The following is a 16092-nucleotide window of genomic DNA, read 5'->3' as shown; positions in this document are numbered from 1 at the left end:
TTAATTTTATCTTTTGTGACATTTGCTTGCCGGTCTTGTGCAACAAAAAAGCGCTTCTTAGGATTTCTCCTAAGAAGCGCTTTTATATATCACATTATCCTTCGATTGCTATCAGATTCTTTTCCGGAATCTTCTTTTCCAATGCCTTCTTAGGCATTGTCAGCGTCAATACTCCATGTCTATAGGTAGCTTCGATGTCTTCCTTCTCAACATTTTCGCCAATATAGAAGCTCCTTGTCATAGACCCTGCGTATCTCTCCTGTCTGATAAGTTTGCCCTTCTTATCATTCTGATCTTTATCAAGACCTTTTGCTGCGCTGATAGTAAGGTAACCATTATCAAGTTCTACTGTTATCTCTTCCTTCTTAAAGCCAGGCAGATCAATTGAAACTTCATAATTGTTTTCTTTTTCCCTTATGTCAGTCTTCATCATCCGGTTAGCTTTTCTGCCATAAAGCTTGCGCTCCATGTCGTCAAACTCTTTCATTGGGAAACCAAACAGATCATCAATAAAATTCTCTTCAAAAATACTAGGTGCTAACATAATACTTACCTCCTTTGCACAAAAACAATTGTTAACTGTTAATGAGCATTGGGACGGAGGGTTTAGATCTTCGGAAACTGTAAGTCCTAACGGTCTTCTCTGTTCCTTTGTTCTACTTTATGTATAACACTATAATTAGCACTCGTCAATAGAGAGTGCTAATTTGGATAAAAATGGCTTGTATCTTACAAGACAAAATTAATATCTCAGCAAGTACCTAATCGCTATTAAAAAAGACACTTTTTAGAATCTCTTCTAAAAAGTGTCTTCAATACTTATCTTATGTATTACTAATTACTCAGCTACGTAAGGCATGAGTGCAAGATGTCTTGCTCTCTTAACTGCTGATGTAAGCTCTCTCTGGTGCTTAGCGCAGTTACCTGTGATTCTTCTAGGAAGAATCTTGCCGCTCTCAGAAACGAACTTCTTAAGCTTAGCTGTATCCTTGTAATCAATTACATTATCCTTGCCACAGAAAACGCAAACTTTCTTTCTTCTGTGCATTCCGCCCTTTCTCCTCATAGGAGCATCGGACTTATCAGACTTTGTGAAAGCCATTGTATTTACCTCCTAAATTAGTTAAAAGGAAGCTCCTCGTCAATTCCTTCAGGAATGTTCATGAAGCCATCCCCAGCTGCTGAAGGTGCAGGTTCGTTATTACTTGGCATTTCTGATCCGAAGTTTCCACCGTTTGAAGCAGATGAATTCTTGGATTCAGCGAATTCCTGATCTTCCGCAACTACATCAGTTGTGTATACTTTTACGCCATCCTTGTTGGTATAGCTACCAGTCTGGATGCGTCCCGTTACGATAACTTTGGTACCTTTTCTGAAATACTTCTCAGCAAATTCACCAGCCTTGCCAAATGCTACGATCTGAATGAAATCAGCTGTCTGAGCATCCTGGCTGTCTCTTCTGGCAAATCTCCTGTCAACTGCGAGTGTATATCTTGCTACGCAGCTAGCTGTCTCTCCCTGAGAATATCTAACGTCGGGGTCTCTTGTAAGACGACCCATAAGTATAACTTTGTTCATATTTTCGTCCTCTTCTATTTAAGCCTCGTTCTTAACGCATAAATATCTGATGACGCCATCCATAATACGCATACGTGATTCGATCTCTGCTGGAGTTGTTGCCTCAGCGTCGAACTGGATGAAGTAGTAGAAGCCTTCTGTCATTTTCTCGATCTCATAAGCGAGCTTCTTCTTACCCCAATCATCTACGTTAGTAATCTGACCACCATGCTTCTCGATAGTCTTCTTAACCTTCTCGATGACTGCTGTTCTGGCATCGTCTTCGATCTTTGCACTAACAACAACGGCTAATTCGTATTTGTTCATGCTATTGTTACCTCCTTTTGGTCTCTGGCTACATTTTTCATTAACGTAGCAAGGAATTTATCACAGAATGGAATATTATCATAATTTCGCAAGAATTGCAAGCATTATTTTACCTAATGCCACGTATGTTTTTTTCCACATTTTTTCTTGGAACCATGATCTGATGGCCGCACCCCATGCACTTAAGCCTAAAATCCGCTCCCACTCGTAATACTTCCCATTCATAGTTACCGCAAGGATGTTGTTTCTTTAATTTAATAATGTTTCCTACTTGTATATCCATATAAATTGATACTGCTTATTTCCTATATTTATTCTGAAATATACTGATCATAGAGATAATATTTTTATAAACTAATACCCTGTAATCCAGCCAGTTCACGGAACACTTTGCCGATTTTCTCTTTTATCACAAGAGTATTCTCAGCCGCTCTTACGGATATCTCGCTTTCATTAATAATGACCAGATACTTGCCCCTGAAATAATTAATAAAAGAAGCTGCCGGATAAACCGTAAGTGATGTGCCTCCGATGATCAGCATTTCTGCGGCTGAAATTGCTTTGATCGCACCATCCACCTGGTCATCAGGAAGTCCTTCCTCATACAATGTGATATCAGGACGAATTATTCCGCCACAGCTACATCTGGGAATAGGCTCTTTAGATTCAAAGATATAATCCTCAGGATACTCTTTTCCACAGCTCATACAATAGTTTCTAAGAGCACTTCCGTGAATCTCGTATACAGCCACGCTTCCGGCCTTCTGATGAAGTCCGTCAATATTCTGAGTTACGATACCTTTGAGCTTACCAAGCTTCTCAAGAGCTGCCAGATATTTATGAGCATCATTGGGCTCAATGTTCCTGGTATCCATCTTCTGTCTATGGAATTCGTAGTAAACCTGCGGCTCATAGACCAGACAGCTATGGCTTAAAAGATATTCCGGCTGATACTGATCAAATCTCACATCATGCTGATTGTACAGACCATCTTTACTTCTAAAATCCGGAATCCCGCTTTCCGTAGAAACACCTGCTCCGCCAAAAAATACAATATTGTCGCAGGCATCTATCATCTCTTTTAACTTTTGTATCTGTTCTGACATGTTTCCCCCTTTCCTTATTTGTTGCATATATCCCATTTTCAAGCATTTTTTCTGCTTAGCAAATCTATTTTATCACACTTTGAGACCTATTATCGGGCTCATCAGGAAGTTTTTTACCTTGGGAAAAGACAGAAAGAGAGGCCAGACTTTTTTAGCCTGACCTCTCCAATTATTCAATATTGCAATTTTCCCTATTGCCCTGTGATTACTGAAGCTTTGTTGTGTTACCAGCGTCAAACATTTCCTGTCTCTCGTCGATAACATCCTGATATCCTGCATCAAGATACTTCTGTGAAAGCTCATCATAAAGAGCATCAAACTCTTCTGGAGCACACATTACAAGCTGATCACGGTACTCAGGATATACTTCTTCCTTAAGAGCTGTTCCGTTCTCTGTTACAGACTCAAGTGAGCCACCAAACAGACAGTCAACGTTAGCGTATCCAGCCTCGTAAAGAGCGAGCTGACCCTTGTAGTTAGCAAGAAGGTCATCATAGAAGTCCTGAGGAAGTCCCTGAGGATTGATAGCTGCGATATCCTTCTCGATATCACCAAATGACTTAGAAGCTGTAACTACCATCCAGTAGTCTACGTTGTTGTTGTGACCCTGCTGCTCTTCAAGACCAGTCTGATCGCCAACTGCTACAGGGTTGCCATTCTCATCATAGTTGAAGTTTACGCCTTCAAGACCCCACTGCATTGTGAAGAGGTTCTCATCCTGAGCCATCCACTCAAGGTACATCTCACCAGCCTTAACTTCGTCTTCTGTTGCATTGTTTGCAAATGCAATCATAGCACCAAAGATATTGTTAGGACGGAAAGCATTGCTTGAGCCCCATGTTGAATCCTGTGTGAACTTGCCATCACATACAACTACACCAAGCTCTGCATCTGGGTTAGCCTCATAGAATGACTGAAGAACCTGCATGTTAGATGAAACGTATCCGCTCCATGAAAATGCCTTGCCATTGATGAAGTCAGCCTCTACATCAGATGAAGCTCTGAGGTAGTACTCTGGGTTAATGTAGCCTTCGTTGTAAAGCTTGTTGTTCCACTTAAGAAGTCTCTTCTGAGCTTCTGTTGAAAGAGCAGGAATCTGGTAGTCGCCTGTTGTGCACCATGTCTTCTCATCCTGTGGATAATCTCTGAAGCTGTAGTTCTGGTCAGCGCCTGCGCCTGCTACCTTAGATCCTGAAAGAAGGTTCTCATGGCCATTTGCTGTCATCTTAGCATAAGCATCAAGGAGCTCTGTTGCTGTAGCAGGATACTTGTCAAAGCCAGCATCTTTGAGCCAGTCCTTACGATACCATGTTACGAATGTGTAGTTTGTGTTACCATATGGTCTCATACCAAGAACCATGTAGTCTTCATCGCCAAACTTTGTGTAGCCTGTAAGGCCGTTAGCTTCCATATTTCCCCAATATGTAGGAGCGATTGTCTTGAACTGCTCGATGTCGATAGGCTGAAGATATCCATCAGCTGCCCATGTAGCAAGCTTATCATAATCGTACTCCATGCAAAGAGTAGGAAGTGTATTTGTTGAAGCAAGCATAGAATAGTCAGTCATAACGTCTGAACGTGTAATTCCAACATATTCAACCTTGATATTGTACTTATCACCAAAGTTCTCCTGAACCCATTTTGTCCAGTAGTTGTTCTCTACATCTGAGCATCCGTTACCAGCATCGCCTCTGTCATAAACAGCAACACGAAGTGTAACTTCATTGTCAAATGGTGTCCATCCATCAATACCTGCAACTACGTCTGACTCTGTAGCTGTCTCAGCGGCTGGAGCCTCTGTAGTTGTTTCAGTTGTCTGTGCAGCCTCAGTCTGCTGTGTATCTGTAGTAGTTGTATCAGCAGCTGTGTCACCACATCCTACGATTGTTCCGGCTACCATAGCACCTGTAAGTGTTGTAGCAAGAACCTTCTGAAGAAAATTCTTCTTCATAATTCATACCCTCCTTTAAACATAAAGAAAATAAAGTTGTATTTTATGCCATATCCATGGCTTAAAATCTATTCATATAGTTTATTGCTATCCTTGTGCTCTGCTCAGCCCTTTACTGCTCCAATCATTGTACCCTGAACGAAGTACTTCTGAAGGAAAGGATAAATAATAATGATAGGTACAGTTACGAACATAATACATGCAGCCTGTAAAACTTCAGGTGTTGACTGTGAAACACCACCTGTATCAGCAAGTGAAGCATTCTGTGCTTCTGTTGCTGAAGCAACAAGCTGATAAAGCTTATACTGAATCATCTTAAGATCAGCAGATCTTGTGAAGTACATATTATCAGCGTATGAGTTCCAACGTCCTACAGCGTAGAACAGTGACAGTGTCGCGAGGATTGGCTTAGACAGAGGTAAAACAATTTTCCAGAGAATCTGGAAGTTTGTAGCTCCGTCGAGAAATGCTGATTCCTCCAAGCTGTCCGGGATAGTGCTTGCGAAAAAGTTCTTCATGATAAGCATATTATATGGTGAATAAATAAGCGGAAGAATCAATACCCAAAACGTATCCAAAATATGAAGCTGATAATAAAGTATGTATGAAGGAATGATACCTGCTGAGAAATACATTGGAACCATCAGCAGAAATGTCAGTACAGGGCGACCCTTCAATCTCTTTTTTGATAAAGGATAAGCTGCGCAGGTACAAACAATCATACCAAGCAATGTGAATAATAAAGTGATCCATACTGAAAATACCATTGATTTTGTCATGGATTCATCTTTAAAAACTCTTGTAAAAGCATCAAATGTTATATCTTTTGGCCAGAAGTATACTGACTGTGACATTACTGCTGTATTACCTGAAATTGACTTGGCTGCAACATGTACAAATGGAAGTACACATGTAGCACACAATAACACGATGATCAGCATCATGATCGCATCACTTATTTTAAATCCTATAACGGCATTGGCTCCACCTGAGGAGAAGCTCTCTTCACCGTTTACTGTCTTACTCTTTCCCATTGTGAGTCCCCCTTATTATAGCAAGCCGTCTTCGCCAAGTTTCTTGGCTATTCTGTCTGATAAAAGCACCAGTATAACACCGATTGCAGATTGGAAAAGACCTACTGCAGTTGCCATACTAAACTTATTGTTACTGATACCTTTCTGGTAAATATAAACAGCGAGCTGATACTGGAACTCTTTAACCTGAGTATTTCCAAGGGCTGTAAGTCTCTCGAGGTTACTGCCCATAACTCGTCCAAGGTTCATAATAAGCAGTGTAACAATTGTGCTCCTGATTCCAGGAAGTGTAATGTGAACCATTCTCTGCCAGCGGTTAGCGCCATCGATCATTGCCGCTTCATAAAGTTCTCCGCTAATACCTGTGATAGCTGCAAGATAGAGGATTGTTCCCCATCCCATGCCCTGCCAAACACCAATCAGCAGATAAGTTACTGCCCAATGCCATTTCTCATTGAGGAACGGAATACCCTGATCAATGAGACCAGTCTGCATCATTGCTACGTTCACAAGTCCGCTTGAAGGCTTGAACATTGTAAGAGCAACACTACCGATGATAGCCCATGATAAAAAGTGTGGCAGATAGAGGATTGTCTGTGATACCTTTTTGAATCTCTTATATCTGAGCTCATTGAGAATCAGAGCCAGGATAATAGGCATCGGAAATCCTACAAGCAGGTCAGCCAGGTTAAATACAATTGAGTTTCTAAGTGCTCTGCTAAAATCAGCATCTTTGAAAACCTTCTGGAATGTAGCCCAGCCTACCCATTTACTACCAGCGTATCCCTTAGCAGGTTTGTAATCCATAAATGCCATTCGAAGTCCGGGATATGCACCATAACTAAATACTATTACTAAAACTAATGGAATTAAGAGAAGTAGATAAAGCTGCCAGTCCCTCTTTAAGGCGCTTTTCCAAGACGTGGTAACCACCGCTCCCTTATTTTTACTTTGTATTTTCATACCTTTATTGCCCCTTCCCCTTGTATATGCTAATCCTAAAATAATTTAGACTGTATATCTAATCACTTAGTCAAAAAAACTTTGCATAAACAACCATTTAACCAAAACTTTTTAGTGCCTTATGTCCCTTTTCCCTAAAAGCTAACTTTGATTTTTGTGCACATTTACTACTCAAACGTTTTCGTTCATTCGTTCATTTTGAGCAAGCAAAAAGAGTCCAAATTAAAAACCGGACTCTTTTTTCTAATTATAGTAATGTTTTTTATTTATCTCTGCTCTCAGTAAGGGTCTGCGCCTGCATCCAGCCTGTATACTCCAGTATTGATGCGCTATCCACCCTTGCCATCTTATGTCTCCACTCACTAGGCTGTGTTCCCATTATTTCAGAAAAATGTCTGTTATAGCTGGACACAGACCTGAATCCAACCTGCTCAGATATAGACAGGATCGACTCTTCAGTTGTTCGCAGCAGAATGCAGGACTGCAGTATTCTCGTTGTGTTCAGATAGTTAAGAGGGCTGGTGTTCATGATCTCATGGAATACACGCCTGAAGTGGGTTTGGCTCAAATGGCACAAATCTGCAAGTTCCTCCATAGGAAAGTTCATCATATAGTTCTCTTTGATATAATCAAGGGCCGGAGAAATCACAATTGCGTTCTCATGAGCGTCCTTATCATCCAGCTTTTTGCCCTTGTTTTCAGAATAAACTCTCATAACCTTCATAAAAAGAGATAGCATAAGTCCCTTAACCGAGAGCTGATAATTGATTCTCTTGTTCTGCAGTTCATCCATTGCTGTTCTGATAATAAAGTATATTTCAGGGTAATCCTCTTTATTAAGAATAAGCTGAAAATTCTGCAACATATCAGCGAACACTTCCGCATATGGTGAAGAATCAGAGTACACGCCCTTTAGCAGTTCATCCGGTTGTATGAAAATATATGACCAGAGACTCGCTTCTCCCTTATTACTATATGTAGTATGTGGAACATTTCTGGAAATAAAGGTAATATCCCCAGCCTTGAACGGATAAGGAGTATTATCAAATTCGATGATTCCGCTGTCTGAATGACAAATGCCGATTTCAAGGCAATTATGGAAATGCAGCTTACCTGACTTAACATCAGAAATATGCCAGCGATCTCCTGTCAGAAGCAGTACCGGGAAGTTTAAAGGGAGCTCGTAATTTCTGTATTCTATAACTGTCTTTTTTGGTTTTGCCATAATTATTCCCCCAAAATATTTATCGCGAATGCGTTTATTTTACCTAATACATTATACTAAGTCAAATAGTTGAAATTGCACAGTATTTTTATTTAGATGAATAGACATTTCGACCACGTACTTTTAAAATTTACTCAAAATGACCATATAAGGTGGCATTCAAGGAGTAACAAGGCATGGCAAATTTAACATATGACAAAAAAGAAGTTGAAAATGCGATAGATTCCATTGTAAAACGCACTATGCGCATGGATCTTACCTGGGACTGGCCAGGCGGTGTCGCTTATTACGGTGTCTGCGAGGCATATCTTGCAACCGGCAAAAAGGAATATATCGAAATGCTCAAAGAGCGTATTGATGAGTATATCGAGCTTGGACTTCCTTCATGGACAGTCAACACCTGTGCAATGGGACACGCCATGCTTACATTATACGAATATTCAGGTGATGAGAAGTATCTTGATATCGCCAAGAGCAAAATTGATTATCTTGAGAACGATGCTCTGAGATTTGGGGACAATGTTCTTCAGCATACCGTTTCTGTTAATAATGATTTTCCTGAACAGTGTTGGGCCGATACTCTTTTCATGGCAGCATTTTTCCTGTTAAGAGCCGGTGTTCTTCTCAAAGATGAGAAGCTGATCGATGACGCACTCAATCAGTATTATTGGCATATCAAATACCTTCAGGATCCTGCATCCGGATTGTTCTATCATGGCTACAACAATATTACAGGTGACCATATGTCCGGATTCTATTGGGGAAGAGCTAATGCATGGGCTGCATATACAATGTCAGAAGTAGGAAGAGTTCTTCCGGAATGCTATCTGTACCCTAAGTTCCTTGATATTGTTGGCTCTCTCAATGAACAGCTTGCTTCCATCAAGCTCCTTCAGACAGAAAATGGCCTATTCAGAACAATTCTCGACGACGAAGAATCTTATGAAGAAGTATCTGCAAGCTGCGGAATAGCTGCAGCCATGATCAACAAGGGCAACCCTCTTCATATCAAGTATATTGATAAAGCCACCAAAGGCATTCTTGCTAACATATCTGCTGATGGCAGAGTTCTCAATGTTTCAGGAGGAACTGCAGTCATGAAGGATAGAGAAGGCTATCGCGGCATTTCAAGAGATTGGATCCAGGGTTGGGGACAAGGCCTTGCTCTTGCTTACCTCGCAGGAATTATCAACTATGACAAAATCAGAAGCGATGGTGCGCTTTAATAGCTTTGGGGGTTAATATGGGTGTTATAAACAGTAAAGGAGGATTCACTCTTCCGGGTGAATCAGGTTATGAGAAATTAACGCTTGAATTAGCAGAGAGATGGGGTGCCGATGTTATCAGAGATAGCGACGGTACTGTCTTATCAGACGAAATCTTAAATTCAGGCTACGGAATATATTCTACAATTTGTATCATCAGAGATCACAATGAATGGGCCAAAAAGAATCCTGACAAACTTCAGCAGACTTTTCTTATGACTCAGCCCAAAACAGCAGATGACGGTTTTCTTACCTTCCATCTTCTCGATGACTTTTTTGATCAGCAGTTCAAGGTTAATGATTCAGCTGATTCAATGAAATACTGGCAGGTATTTGACCGTACAACTGGTCGCGAGATCAGCAGCAATTTCTGGACCTATGAAAAAGAAGCCGGAAATGTAACAGTCAACAATGTTATCCCCTGGCATAGATATACTGTAAGCTTCCTTGCATATCGTATTTGGGAAGAGATTTCCATGTACAATCACACCACCAACAACTGGGATAAAGAGCATCTTATGCCAATCGATCCAGTTCATCATGAAACACAGGAATACATGACAAAATGGCTTACTGACTGGTGTGAATCACATCCAGCTACTACTGTTGTCAGATTCACATCTATGTTCTATAACTTTGTATGGATCTGGGGAAGCAGCGAAAGAAATAGAAATCTATTCACTGACTGGGGTTCTTATGACTTCACTGTAAGTCCTAAGATGCTTGATTCTTTTGCAGAAAAATATGGATATAAATTAACTGCAGAAGATTTTATCAACAAGGGATCTCTTCATGTAACACATATGCCTCCGGTTAAAACACAGCGCGACTATATGGATTTCGTCAACTCTTTTGTCATATCTTATGGTCGTAAGCTTGTAGATATTGTTCATAATTATGGCAAAAAGGCTTATGTTTTCTATGACGATAGCTGGGTAGGCGTTGAGCCTTACAGTTCAAGATTCAAAGATTTTGATTTCGACGGTCTTATAAAATGTGTTTTTTCAGGATATGAGGTACGTCTCTGCGGAGGTGCCGATATTGAAACTCACGAGATCAGATTGCATCCTTATCTGTTCCCTGTAGGTCTTGGTGGTCTACCTACATTTGCTCCAGGTGGAGATCCTACCCGTGATGCCAAGGAATACTGGAACCACACAAGGCGAGCTCTTCTGAGAACCAAAATTGATAGAATAGGTCTTGGCGGATATCTTCATCTTGTTGAAAACTATCCTGACTTTGTTGAATATATAGAGAAAATATCCAATGAATTCAGGACTATAAGAGATCTTCATACCGAAGGGTCTCCTTCGACTATTGGCGCTAAGGTAGCTGTACTTCACAGCTGGGGCAAACTTCGCAGTTGGACTCTAAGCGGACATTTCCATGAAACATACATGAATGATCTTATCCACATTAACGAAGCCCTGTCCGGACTTCCTGTTGATGTAGATTATATAAGCTTTGAAGATGCTGTTAAAATTGATCTATCCAAGTATAAGATCATCATAAATGCAGGCGCTGCCGGAACAGCTTGGAGTGGCGGAGACAACTGGAATAATCCAATTTTGGAAGAGATTCTGTCAAAATGGGTATTTGAAGGTGGTACATTTATCGGTGTTAACGAACCATCAGCAATTGAGGGGTATGATACAGCTTTCAGATTAGCTAATATTCTTGGTGTCGACAAGAATACTGTTGATAAGATATGTCACGGTAAATGGAGCTATGAGCTCACAACAATAGATAAGCTGATTCCTGAGGGTGCCTATATTCCTAAGAGATGCCGTGTTCATCTCACAGACGGTAAAGCCAAGGTAATCCTTGAAAAAGATGGAGATCCTGTATTTACTGTTAATGACTTTGGAAAGGGAAAAGGTATTTATCTATCAACCTTTGAAACTACTCCTATAAACAACAGACTTCTATTTAACATCATTCTATATGCAGCAGGTCTTCCTATGGATGAGAACTATACTACAGATAACGCTAATACTGAATGTGCTTACTTTGCATCATCACGTAAGCTCATAGTGATTAACAATTCCGATTCCAAACAGAGTACATCTGTTAAAACCGAATCTGGAGTATACAAATTTGAAGATATCGAACCATTCGATACAGTTATTAAACAGCTTTAACTCATTTCCTATATTCCATAGAAAAAGAGCGGTGTTTTCCTCCCAAAATAAAAACAAACCGCTCTTTTCTTATGCTCTAATTTAATTAAAATCCAGCTTTCCTCAGAAGATCTGCCATTGATGTTGTTGCTTCTCCATCACTTTCATATTCGATCTTCTCTTCTGTAATTTCAGTGGCTGCAATTTCTTCAAGTGCTTTCATGCTAAGGCTTAACTTGCCATCTTTAATGGCTGTAACCTTGACCTTAACCTTCTGTCCAACCTTAAGAACAGATGAAGGATGCGCAATTCTCTGATTGCAGATCTGAGAAATGTGGACAAGTCCTGTCATACCATTACCCAGATTAACAAATGCTCCATAATTCTGAAGGCTCTCTACAACTCCTTCTGTAACTAGGCCAACTTCAACATTAGATATCATCTCAGCTCTTCTGGCATCAGCCTGCTCTTTGAGATACTCTCTTGCTGACAATACAAGCTTATTAGCTTCCTTGTCCGCTGTGATTATCTTAACCTTTAAAGATTTGCCGACATAGTTTGGAAGATCTTCCTCCTCTACAAATTGAAGATCAAGTTTAGAAGCAGGGATAAAGCCTCTGATTCCCTCTAAAAACGCAACACAGCCTGCCTTAACAGCCTCTGAAACCTTAACATCAATATATGAATCAGCCTCTTTTAATTCATTAATTTTATCCCAGGATAATACCTGATTAGCTTCCTTTTTGGACAAGAGAATGTTGCCATTACCATCATCAGTGCTTATGACTGTTGCTGAAACCTCATCCCCTACATGTACATCTCTATGAACAGAAAATTTGGGATCATCGCTCATGTCCTCTACCCTGATAATCCCCTGAGTATAGTATTTGAGATCAAGTGTGATCTCAGTATCAGAAACATCTATTACTGTTCCTTCAAGAATATCCCCTTCCTTAACCTTTCTAAAGGATCTGTCAATTTCATCCTTGAAATCATTCATTGTCTCTTCCGGCATGTTAATTACCTCCCAACATTTTATTAAACACCTTTTTGATTATAACAAAAAGCTTATGGATTAATCCATAAGCTTTATTAGAGGTGACAGGCGGATTTGAACCGTCGATCAGGGTGTTGCAGACCCACGCCTTACCACTTGGCTATGTCACCATATTTAATTAAATGACTCCGACGAGAATCGAACTCGTGTTACCGCCGTGAAAGGGCGATGTCTTGACCGCTTGACCACGGAGCCGCATCAGACCATTTCGCATTGAGTAACGGTCTTCAAAACTAAGCTCCCCAAGTAGGACTCGAACCTACGACACTTCGGTTAACAGCCGAATGCTCTACCGACTGAGCTATTGAGGAATACAGGTACTATTATAACACAAAACACATGCGATGCATGTGTTTCTTTTTTTTGTACCTTCAAAACCGAACACTGATAATCTAAATCCTAACCTCTTTTGTTCCTAACCTTCTTTGGATAAGCCCTCGACCTATTAGTACACATCAGCTGAACACGTTACCATGCTTACACCTTGTGCCTATCTAACCTCATACTCTCTAAGGGGTCTTACTGCCGAAGCAGGGATATCTCATCTTGAGGGGGGCTTCACGCTTAGATGCCTTCAGCGTTTATCCCTTCCGGACGTGGCTACCCAGCCTTATGCATCTGGCGATGCAGCTGATACACCAGCGGTCCGTCCATCCCGGTCCTCTCGTACTAAGGACAGCTCCTCTCAGATATCCTACGCCCGCGCCGGATAGGGACCGAACTGTCTCACGACGTTCTGAACCCAGCTCGCGTACCGCTTTAATGGGCGAACAGCCCAACCCTTGGGACCTGCTACAGCCCCAGGATGCGATGAGCCGACATCGAGGTGCCAAACCACTCCGTCGATGTGAACTCTTGGGAGTGATAAGCCTGTTATCCCCAGGGTAGCTTTTATCCGTTGAGCGATGGCAATCCCACTTTCATACCACCGGATCACTAAGTCCTACTTTCGTATCTGTTCCACCCGTCGGTGTCACAGTCAGGCTCCCTTATGCCTTTACACTCTTCGAATGGTTTCCGTCCATTCTGAAGGAACCTTTGAGCGCCTCCGATACCCTTTCGGAGGCGACCGCCCCAGTCAAACTCCCCGGCAGACATTGTCCCCGGACCTGTTTCAAGATCCTTGGTTAGAAGCCCAGCATCATAAGGGTGGTATCCCAACAGCGACTCCGCAGCAACTGACGTCACTACTTCAAAGTCTCCCACCTATCCTGTACATATGGTACCGGACCCCAGTATCAACCTGGAGTAAAGCTCCATGGGGTCTTTCCGTCCTGGCGCGGGTAACCAGCATCTTCACTGGTACTTCAATTTCACCGGGTGCATTGCCGAGACAGTGCTCAAATCATTACGCCTTTCGTGCGGGTCGGAACTTACCCGACAAGGAATTTCGCTACCTTAGGACCGTTATAGTTACGGCCGCCGTTTACTGGGGCTTAAATTCAAAGCTTCGATTGCTCTAACCTCTCCTCTTAACCTTCCAGCACCGGGCAGGCGTCAGCCCATATACCTCACCTTTCGGTTTCGCATAGACCTGTGTTTTTGCTAAACAGTTGCTTGAGCCTCTTCTCTGCGGCCTGATTTCTCAGGCTCCCCTTATCCCGAAGTTACGGGGACATTTTGCCGAGTTCCTTAACAATGCTTCTCCCGTCGGCCTTAGGATTCTCTCCTCATCCACCTGTGTCGGTTTACGGTACGGGTTATGTATACGCTATAGTGGCTTTTCTTGGCAGTCATATCTGTCGCTTCTCTACTTATTTTCGTTCCCCCTTGCGGGACCGGTTCTTCCTTCCCCGGCTCGACCCTTTTGCCTGCGTCCCCACAGTTCTGATATACATAAGTGCAGGAATATCAACCTGCTGTCCATCGCCTACGCCTCTTCGGCCTCAGCTTAGGTCCCGACTTCCCCAGGGCAGATCAGCTTTACCCTGGAATCCTTGGATATTCGGCCTGGAGGATTCTCACCTCCATCTCGCTACTCATTCCGGCATTCTCTCTTCTATACACTCCGCTGCTCCTTTCGGTACAGTTTCTATGCAGTACAGAATGCTCCCCTACCGATCACATGTACCCGTAGATACATACAATCCCTAGGCTTCGGTGTCGTGTTTCAGCCCCGGTAATTTTCGGCGCAGGACCTCTCGGCTAGTGAGCTATTACGCACTCTTTGAATGTGTGGCTGCTTCTGAGCCAACATCCTAGCTGTCTATGAAATCCCACATCCTTTTCCACTTAACACGCACTTTGGGACCTTAGCCGTAGATCTGGGCTCTTTCCCTTTTGACTACCCAACTTATCTCGTGTAGTCTGACTCCTGCGCTCAGCCTATATGGCATTCGGAGTTTGATAATCTTTGGTAAGCGGTGAAGCCCCCGCGGATATTCAGTGCTCTACCTCCATTAGGCATGCTACAGGGCTAGCCCTAAAGCTATTTCGGGGAGAACCAGCTATCTCCGAGTTCGATTGGAATTTCTCCCCTATCCACAGCTCATCACCACCCTTTTCAACGGATGTGTGTTCGGACCTCCACAGCCTTTTACGGCCGCTTCATCCTGTCCATGGATAGATCACCCGGTTTCGGGTCTATGTGAAGTGACTTGTCGCCCTATTCAGACTCGGTCTCCCTTCGGCTATTTACCTTAAGTACTTAACCTCGCCTCTCCACATAACTCGCCGGACCGTTCTACAAAAAGTACGCGATCACCCTCGTATGGGGCTTTCGCAGCTTGCAGGCACAGGGTTTCAGGTTCTCTTTCACTCCCCTCCCGGGGTTCTTTTCACCTTTCCCTCACGGTACTGTTTCACTATCGGTCACCAAGTAGTATTTAGCCTTACGGGGTGGTCCCCGCGTGTTCAGACAAGGTTTCACGTGTCTCGTCCTACTCTGGATACTGTCTCGCTTCGACCGCTTTCGGATACGAGGCTTTCACTCTCTCTGGCTGGCCTTTCCATGCCATTCTTCTAGCAGTCTCCATCGATTATACAGTCCTAACCCCAGGAAGCAAGCTCCCTGGTTTGGGCTCTTCCGCGTTCGCTCGCCGCTACTTACGGAATCACTTTTGTTTTCTCTTCCTCCGGCTACTTAGATGTTTCAGTTCACCGGGTTCCCTTCCTTAACCTATGGATTCAGTTAAGGATGACAGAGGTCTTCTCTGCCGGGTTGCCCCATTCAGATATCTGCGGATCAAGGATTATTTGCATCTAACCGCAGCTTTTCGCAGCTTATCACGTCTTTCATCGGCTCTTGGTGCCAAGGCATCCGCCCTGCGCCCTATATAGCTTAACCATTTTCAGTCAGCTTATAGGAACTGTCCATTATCTCTCGATAATCTTAGTTCTCATTTCTTATGATGTATAGCGTTACTCATAAGAATGATTTATTTTTTCTTGTTTTGGATTTTCGATGTCTTTTAATCGTAGATTATATCTGGATTAAAATATTTCTCAGTATTCGGTTTTCAAGGTACAAACACAACCTGATAAGTTT

The 16092-nt window shown here is 42.3% G+C and carries 13 protein-coding genes, 3 tRNA genes and 1 rRNA gene; 2 read left to right on the top strand and 15 right to left on the bottom strand.

The genetic code is table 11. From position 1 onward, the window contains the following. Positions 1 to 94: 94 nt before the first annotated feature. The 10 genes from BPR_RS01290 to BPR_RS01250 form a co-directional block, all read right to left on the bottom strand. Entirely contained in the window at positions 95 to 544 is a 450-nt protein-coding gene (locus BPR_RS01290) for an Hsp20/alpha crystallin family protein (protein ID WP_013279648.1), read from the bottom strand. A 294-nt stretch (positions 545 to 838) separates the two neighbouring features. Further along, on the bottom strand, positions 839 to 1102 hold the full coding sequence (rpsR, locus tag BPR_RS01285; RefSeq protein WP_013279647.1) for a 30S ribosomal protein S18: 264 nt from the start codon (positions 1100 to 1102) through the stop codon (positions 839 to 841). A 17-nt stretch (positions 1103 to 1119) separates the two neighbouring features. Beyond that, positions 1120 to 1578 (bottom strand): single-stranded DNA-binding protein, encoded by a 459-nt coding sequence (locus BPR_RS01280; RefSeq protein ID WP_013279646.1) that lies wholly within the window; start codon positions 1576 to 1578, stop codon positions 1120 to 1122. A gap of 18 nt (positions 1579 to 1596) precedes the next feature. Then, the gene (gene rpsF / locus BPR_RS01275) at positions 1597 to 1884 is read right to left on the bottom strand and encodes a 30S ribosomal protein S6 (RefSeq protein WP_013279645.1); all 288 of its coding nucleotides are present in this window, start codon (positions 1882 to 1884) and stop codon (positions 1597 to 1599) included. A gap of 109 nt (positions 1885 to 1993) precedes the next feature. Then, complete coding sequence (locus tag BPR_RS20260) at positions 1994 to 2167, bottom strand: DUF951 domain-containing protein (protein ID WP_081441732.1); 174 nt, start codon at positions 2165 to 2167, stop codon at positions 1994 to 1996. A 64-nt stretch (positions 2168 to 2231) separates the two neighbouring features. Beyond that, positions 2232 to 2990, bottom strand: coding sequence for an NAD-dependent protein deacylase (locus BPR_RS01270; protein WP_042256319.1), 759 nt, complete (start codon positions 2988 to 2990; stop codon positions 2232 to 2234). Between the two features lie 205 nt (positions 2991 to 3195). Then, a complete protein-coding gene (locus BPR_RS01265; RefSeq protein WP_013279643.1) occupies positions 3196 to 4941 on the bottom strand; it encodes an extracellular solute-binding protein in 1746 nt (581 codons plus the stop codon). Between the two features lie 104 nt (positions 4942 to 5045). Then, positions 5046 to 5975, bottom strand: a complete 930-nt coding sequence (locus tag BPR_RS01260) for a carbohydrate ABC transporter permease (RefSeq protein ID WP_013279642.1) — start codon at positions 5973 to 5975, stop codon at positions 5046 to 5048. A gap of 15 nt (positions 5976 to 5990) precedes the next feature. After that, a complete protein-coding gene (locus tag BPR_RS01255; protein ID WP_013279641.1) occupies positions 5991 to 6938 on the bottom strand; it encodes an ABC transporter permease in 948 nt (315 codons plus the stop codon). Between the two features lie 262 nt (positions 6939 to 7200). Beyond that, on the bottom strand, positions 7201 to 8163 hold the full coding sequence (locus BPR_RS01250; RefSeq protein WP_013279640.1) for an AraC family transcriptional regulator: 963 nt from the start codon (positions 8161 to 8163) through the stop codon (positions 7201 to 7203). A gap of 176 nt (positions 8164 to 8339) precedes the next feature. Here BPR_RS01250 and BPR_RS01245 point away from each other — a divergent pair, with 176 nt between their 5' ends. Together BPR_RS01245 and gnpA are read left to right on the top strand one after the other, a co-directional pair. Next, positions 8340 to 9389, top strand: a complete 1050-nt coding sequence (locus tag BPR_RS01245) for a glycoside hydrolase family 88/105 protein (RefSeq protein ID WP_013279639.1) — start codon at positions 8340 to 8342, stop codon at positions 9387 to 9389. Positions 9390 to 9406: 17 nt separating this feature from the next. Further along, positions 9407 to 11569, top strand: a complete 2163-nt coding sequence (gnpA, locus tag BPR_RS01240; protein WP_013279638.1) for a 1,3-beta-galactosyl-N-acetylhexosamine phosphorylase — start codon at positions 9407 to 9409, stop codon at positions 11567 to 11569. Between the two features lie 85 nt (positions 11570 to 11654). On the opposite strand, the gene BPR_RS01235 is transcribed toward gnpA, so the two are convergent. From BPR_RS01235 to BPR_RS01215, 5 genes are all read right to left on the bottom strand, one after another. Beyond that, positions 11655 to 12563: a S1 RNA-binding domain-containing protein gene (locus BPR_RS01235; protein ID WP_013279637.1), complete on the bottom strand. Its 909-nt coding sequence runs from the start codon at positions 12561 to 12563 to the stop codon at positions 11655 to 11657. 81 nt (positions 12564 to 12644) lie between these two features. Further along, positions 12645 to 12715 (bottom strand) — tRNA-Cys (locus BPR_RS01230). Positions 12716 to 12728: 13 nt separating this feature from the next. After that, a tRNA-Glu gene (locus tag BPR_RS01225) sits at positions 12729 to 12800 on the bottom strand. 43 nt (positions 12801 to 12843) lie between these two features. Continuing rightward, positions 12844 to 12916, bottom strand: a tRNA-Asn gene (locus tag BPR_RS01220). Positions 12917 to 13030: 114 nt separating this feature from the next. Beyond that, positions 13031 to 15891, bottom strand: a 23S ribosomal RNA gene (locus BPR_RS01215). Positions 15892 to 16092 lie beyond the last annotated feature (201 nt).

Origin of the sequence: Butyrivibrio proteoclasticus B316 (assembly GCF_000145035.1) — a bacterium.
In the GTDB taxonomy this organism is placed as follows: Bacteria; Bacillota; Clostridia; order Lachnospirales; family Lachnospiraceae; genus Butyrivibrio; species Butyrivibrio proteoclasticus.
The sequence above is the reverse complement of the archived record's forward strand: the minus strand, read 5'-3'. Positions and strand labels throughout refer to the sequence as shown.

Coding starts and splice junctions, on each gene's coding strand:
- BPR_RS01235 (WP_013279637.1), bottom strand. CDS start 12,563: ATGCCGGAAGAGACAATGAATGATTTCAAGGATGAAATTGACAGATCC.
- BPR_RS01245 (WP_013279639.1), top strand. CDS start 8,340: ATGGCAAATTTAACATATGACAAAAAAGAAGTTGAAAATGCGATAGAT.
- BPR_RS20260 (WP_081441732.1), bottom strand. CDS start 2,167: ATGGATATACAAGTAGGAAACATTATTAAATTAAAGAAACAACATCCT.
- BPR_RS01270 (WP_042256319.1), bottom strand. CDS start 2,990: ATGTCAGAACAGATACAAAAGTTAAAAGAGATGATAGATGCCTGCGAC.
- BPR_RS01280 (WP_013279646.1), bottom strand. CDS start 1,578: ATGAACAAAGTTATACTTATGGGTCGTCTTACAAGAGACCCCGACGTT.
- rpsR (WP_013279647.1), bottom strand. CDS start 1,102: ATGGCTTTCACAAAGTCTGATAAGTCCGATGCTCCTATGAGGAGAAAG.
- rpsF (WP_013279645.1), bottom strand. CDS start 1,884: ATGAACAAATACGAATTAGCCGTTGTTGTTAGTGCAAAGATCGAAGAC.
- gnpA (WP_013279638.1), top strand. CDS start 9,407: ATGGGTGTTATAAACAGTAAAGGAGGATTCACTCTTCCGGGTGAATCA.
- BPR_RS01260 (WP_013279642.1), bottom strand. CDS start 5,975: ATGGGAAAGAGTAAGACAGTAAACGGTGAAGAGAGCTTCTCCTCAGGT.
- BPR_RS01255 (WP_013279641.1), bottom strand. CDS start 6,938: ATGAAAATACAAAGTAAAAATAAGGGAGCGGTGGTTACCACGTCTTGG.
- BPR_RS01290 (WP_013279648.1), bottom strand. CDS start 544: ATGTTAGCACCTAGTATTTTTGAAGAGAATTTTATTGATGATCTGTTT.
- BPR_RS01250 (WP_013279640.1), bottom strand. CDS start 8,163: ATGGCAAAACCAAAAAAGACAGTTATAGAATACAGAAATTACGAGCTC.
- BPR_RS01265 (WP_013279643.1), bottom strand. CDS start 4,941: ATGAAGAAGAATTTTCTTCAGAAGGTTCTTGCTACAACACTTACAGGT.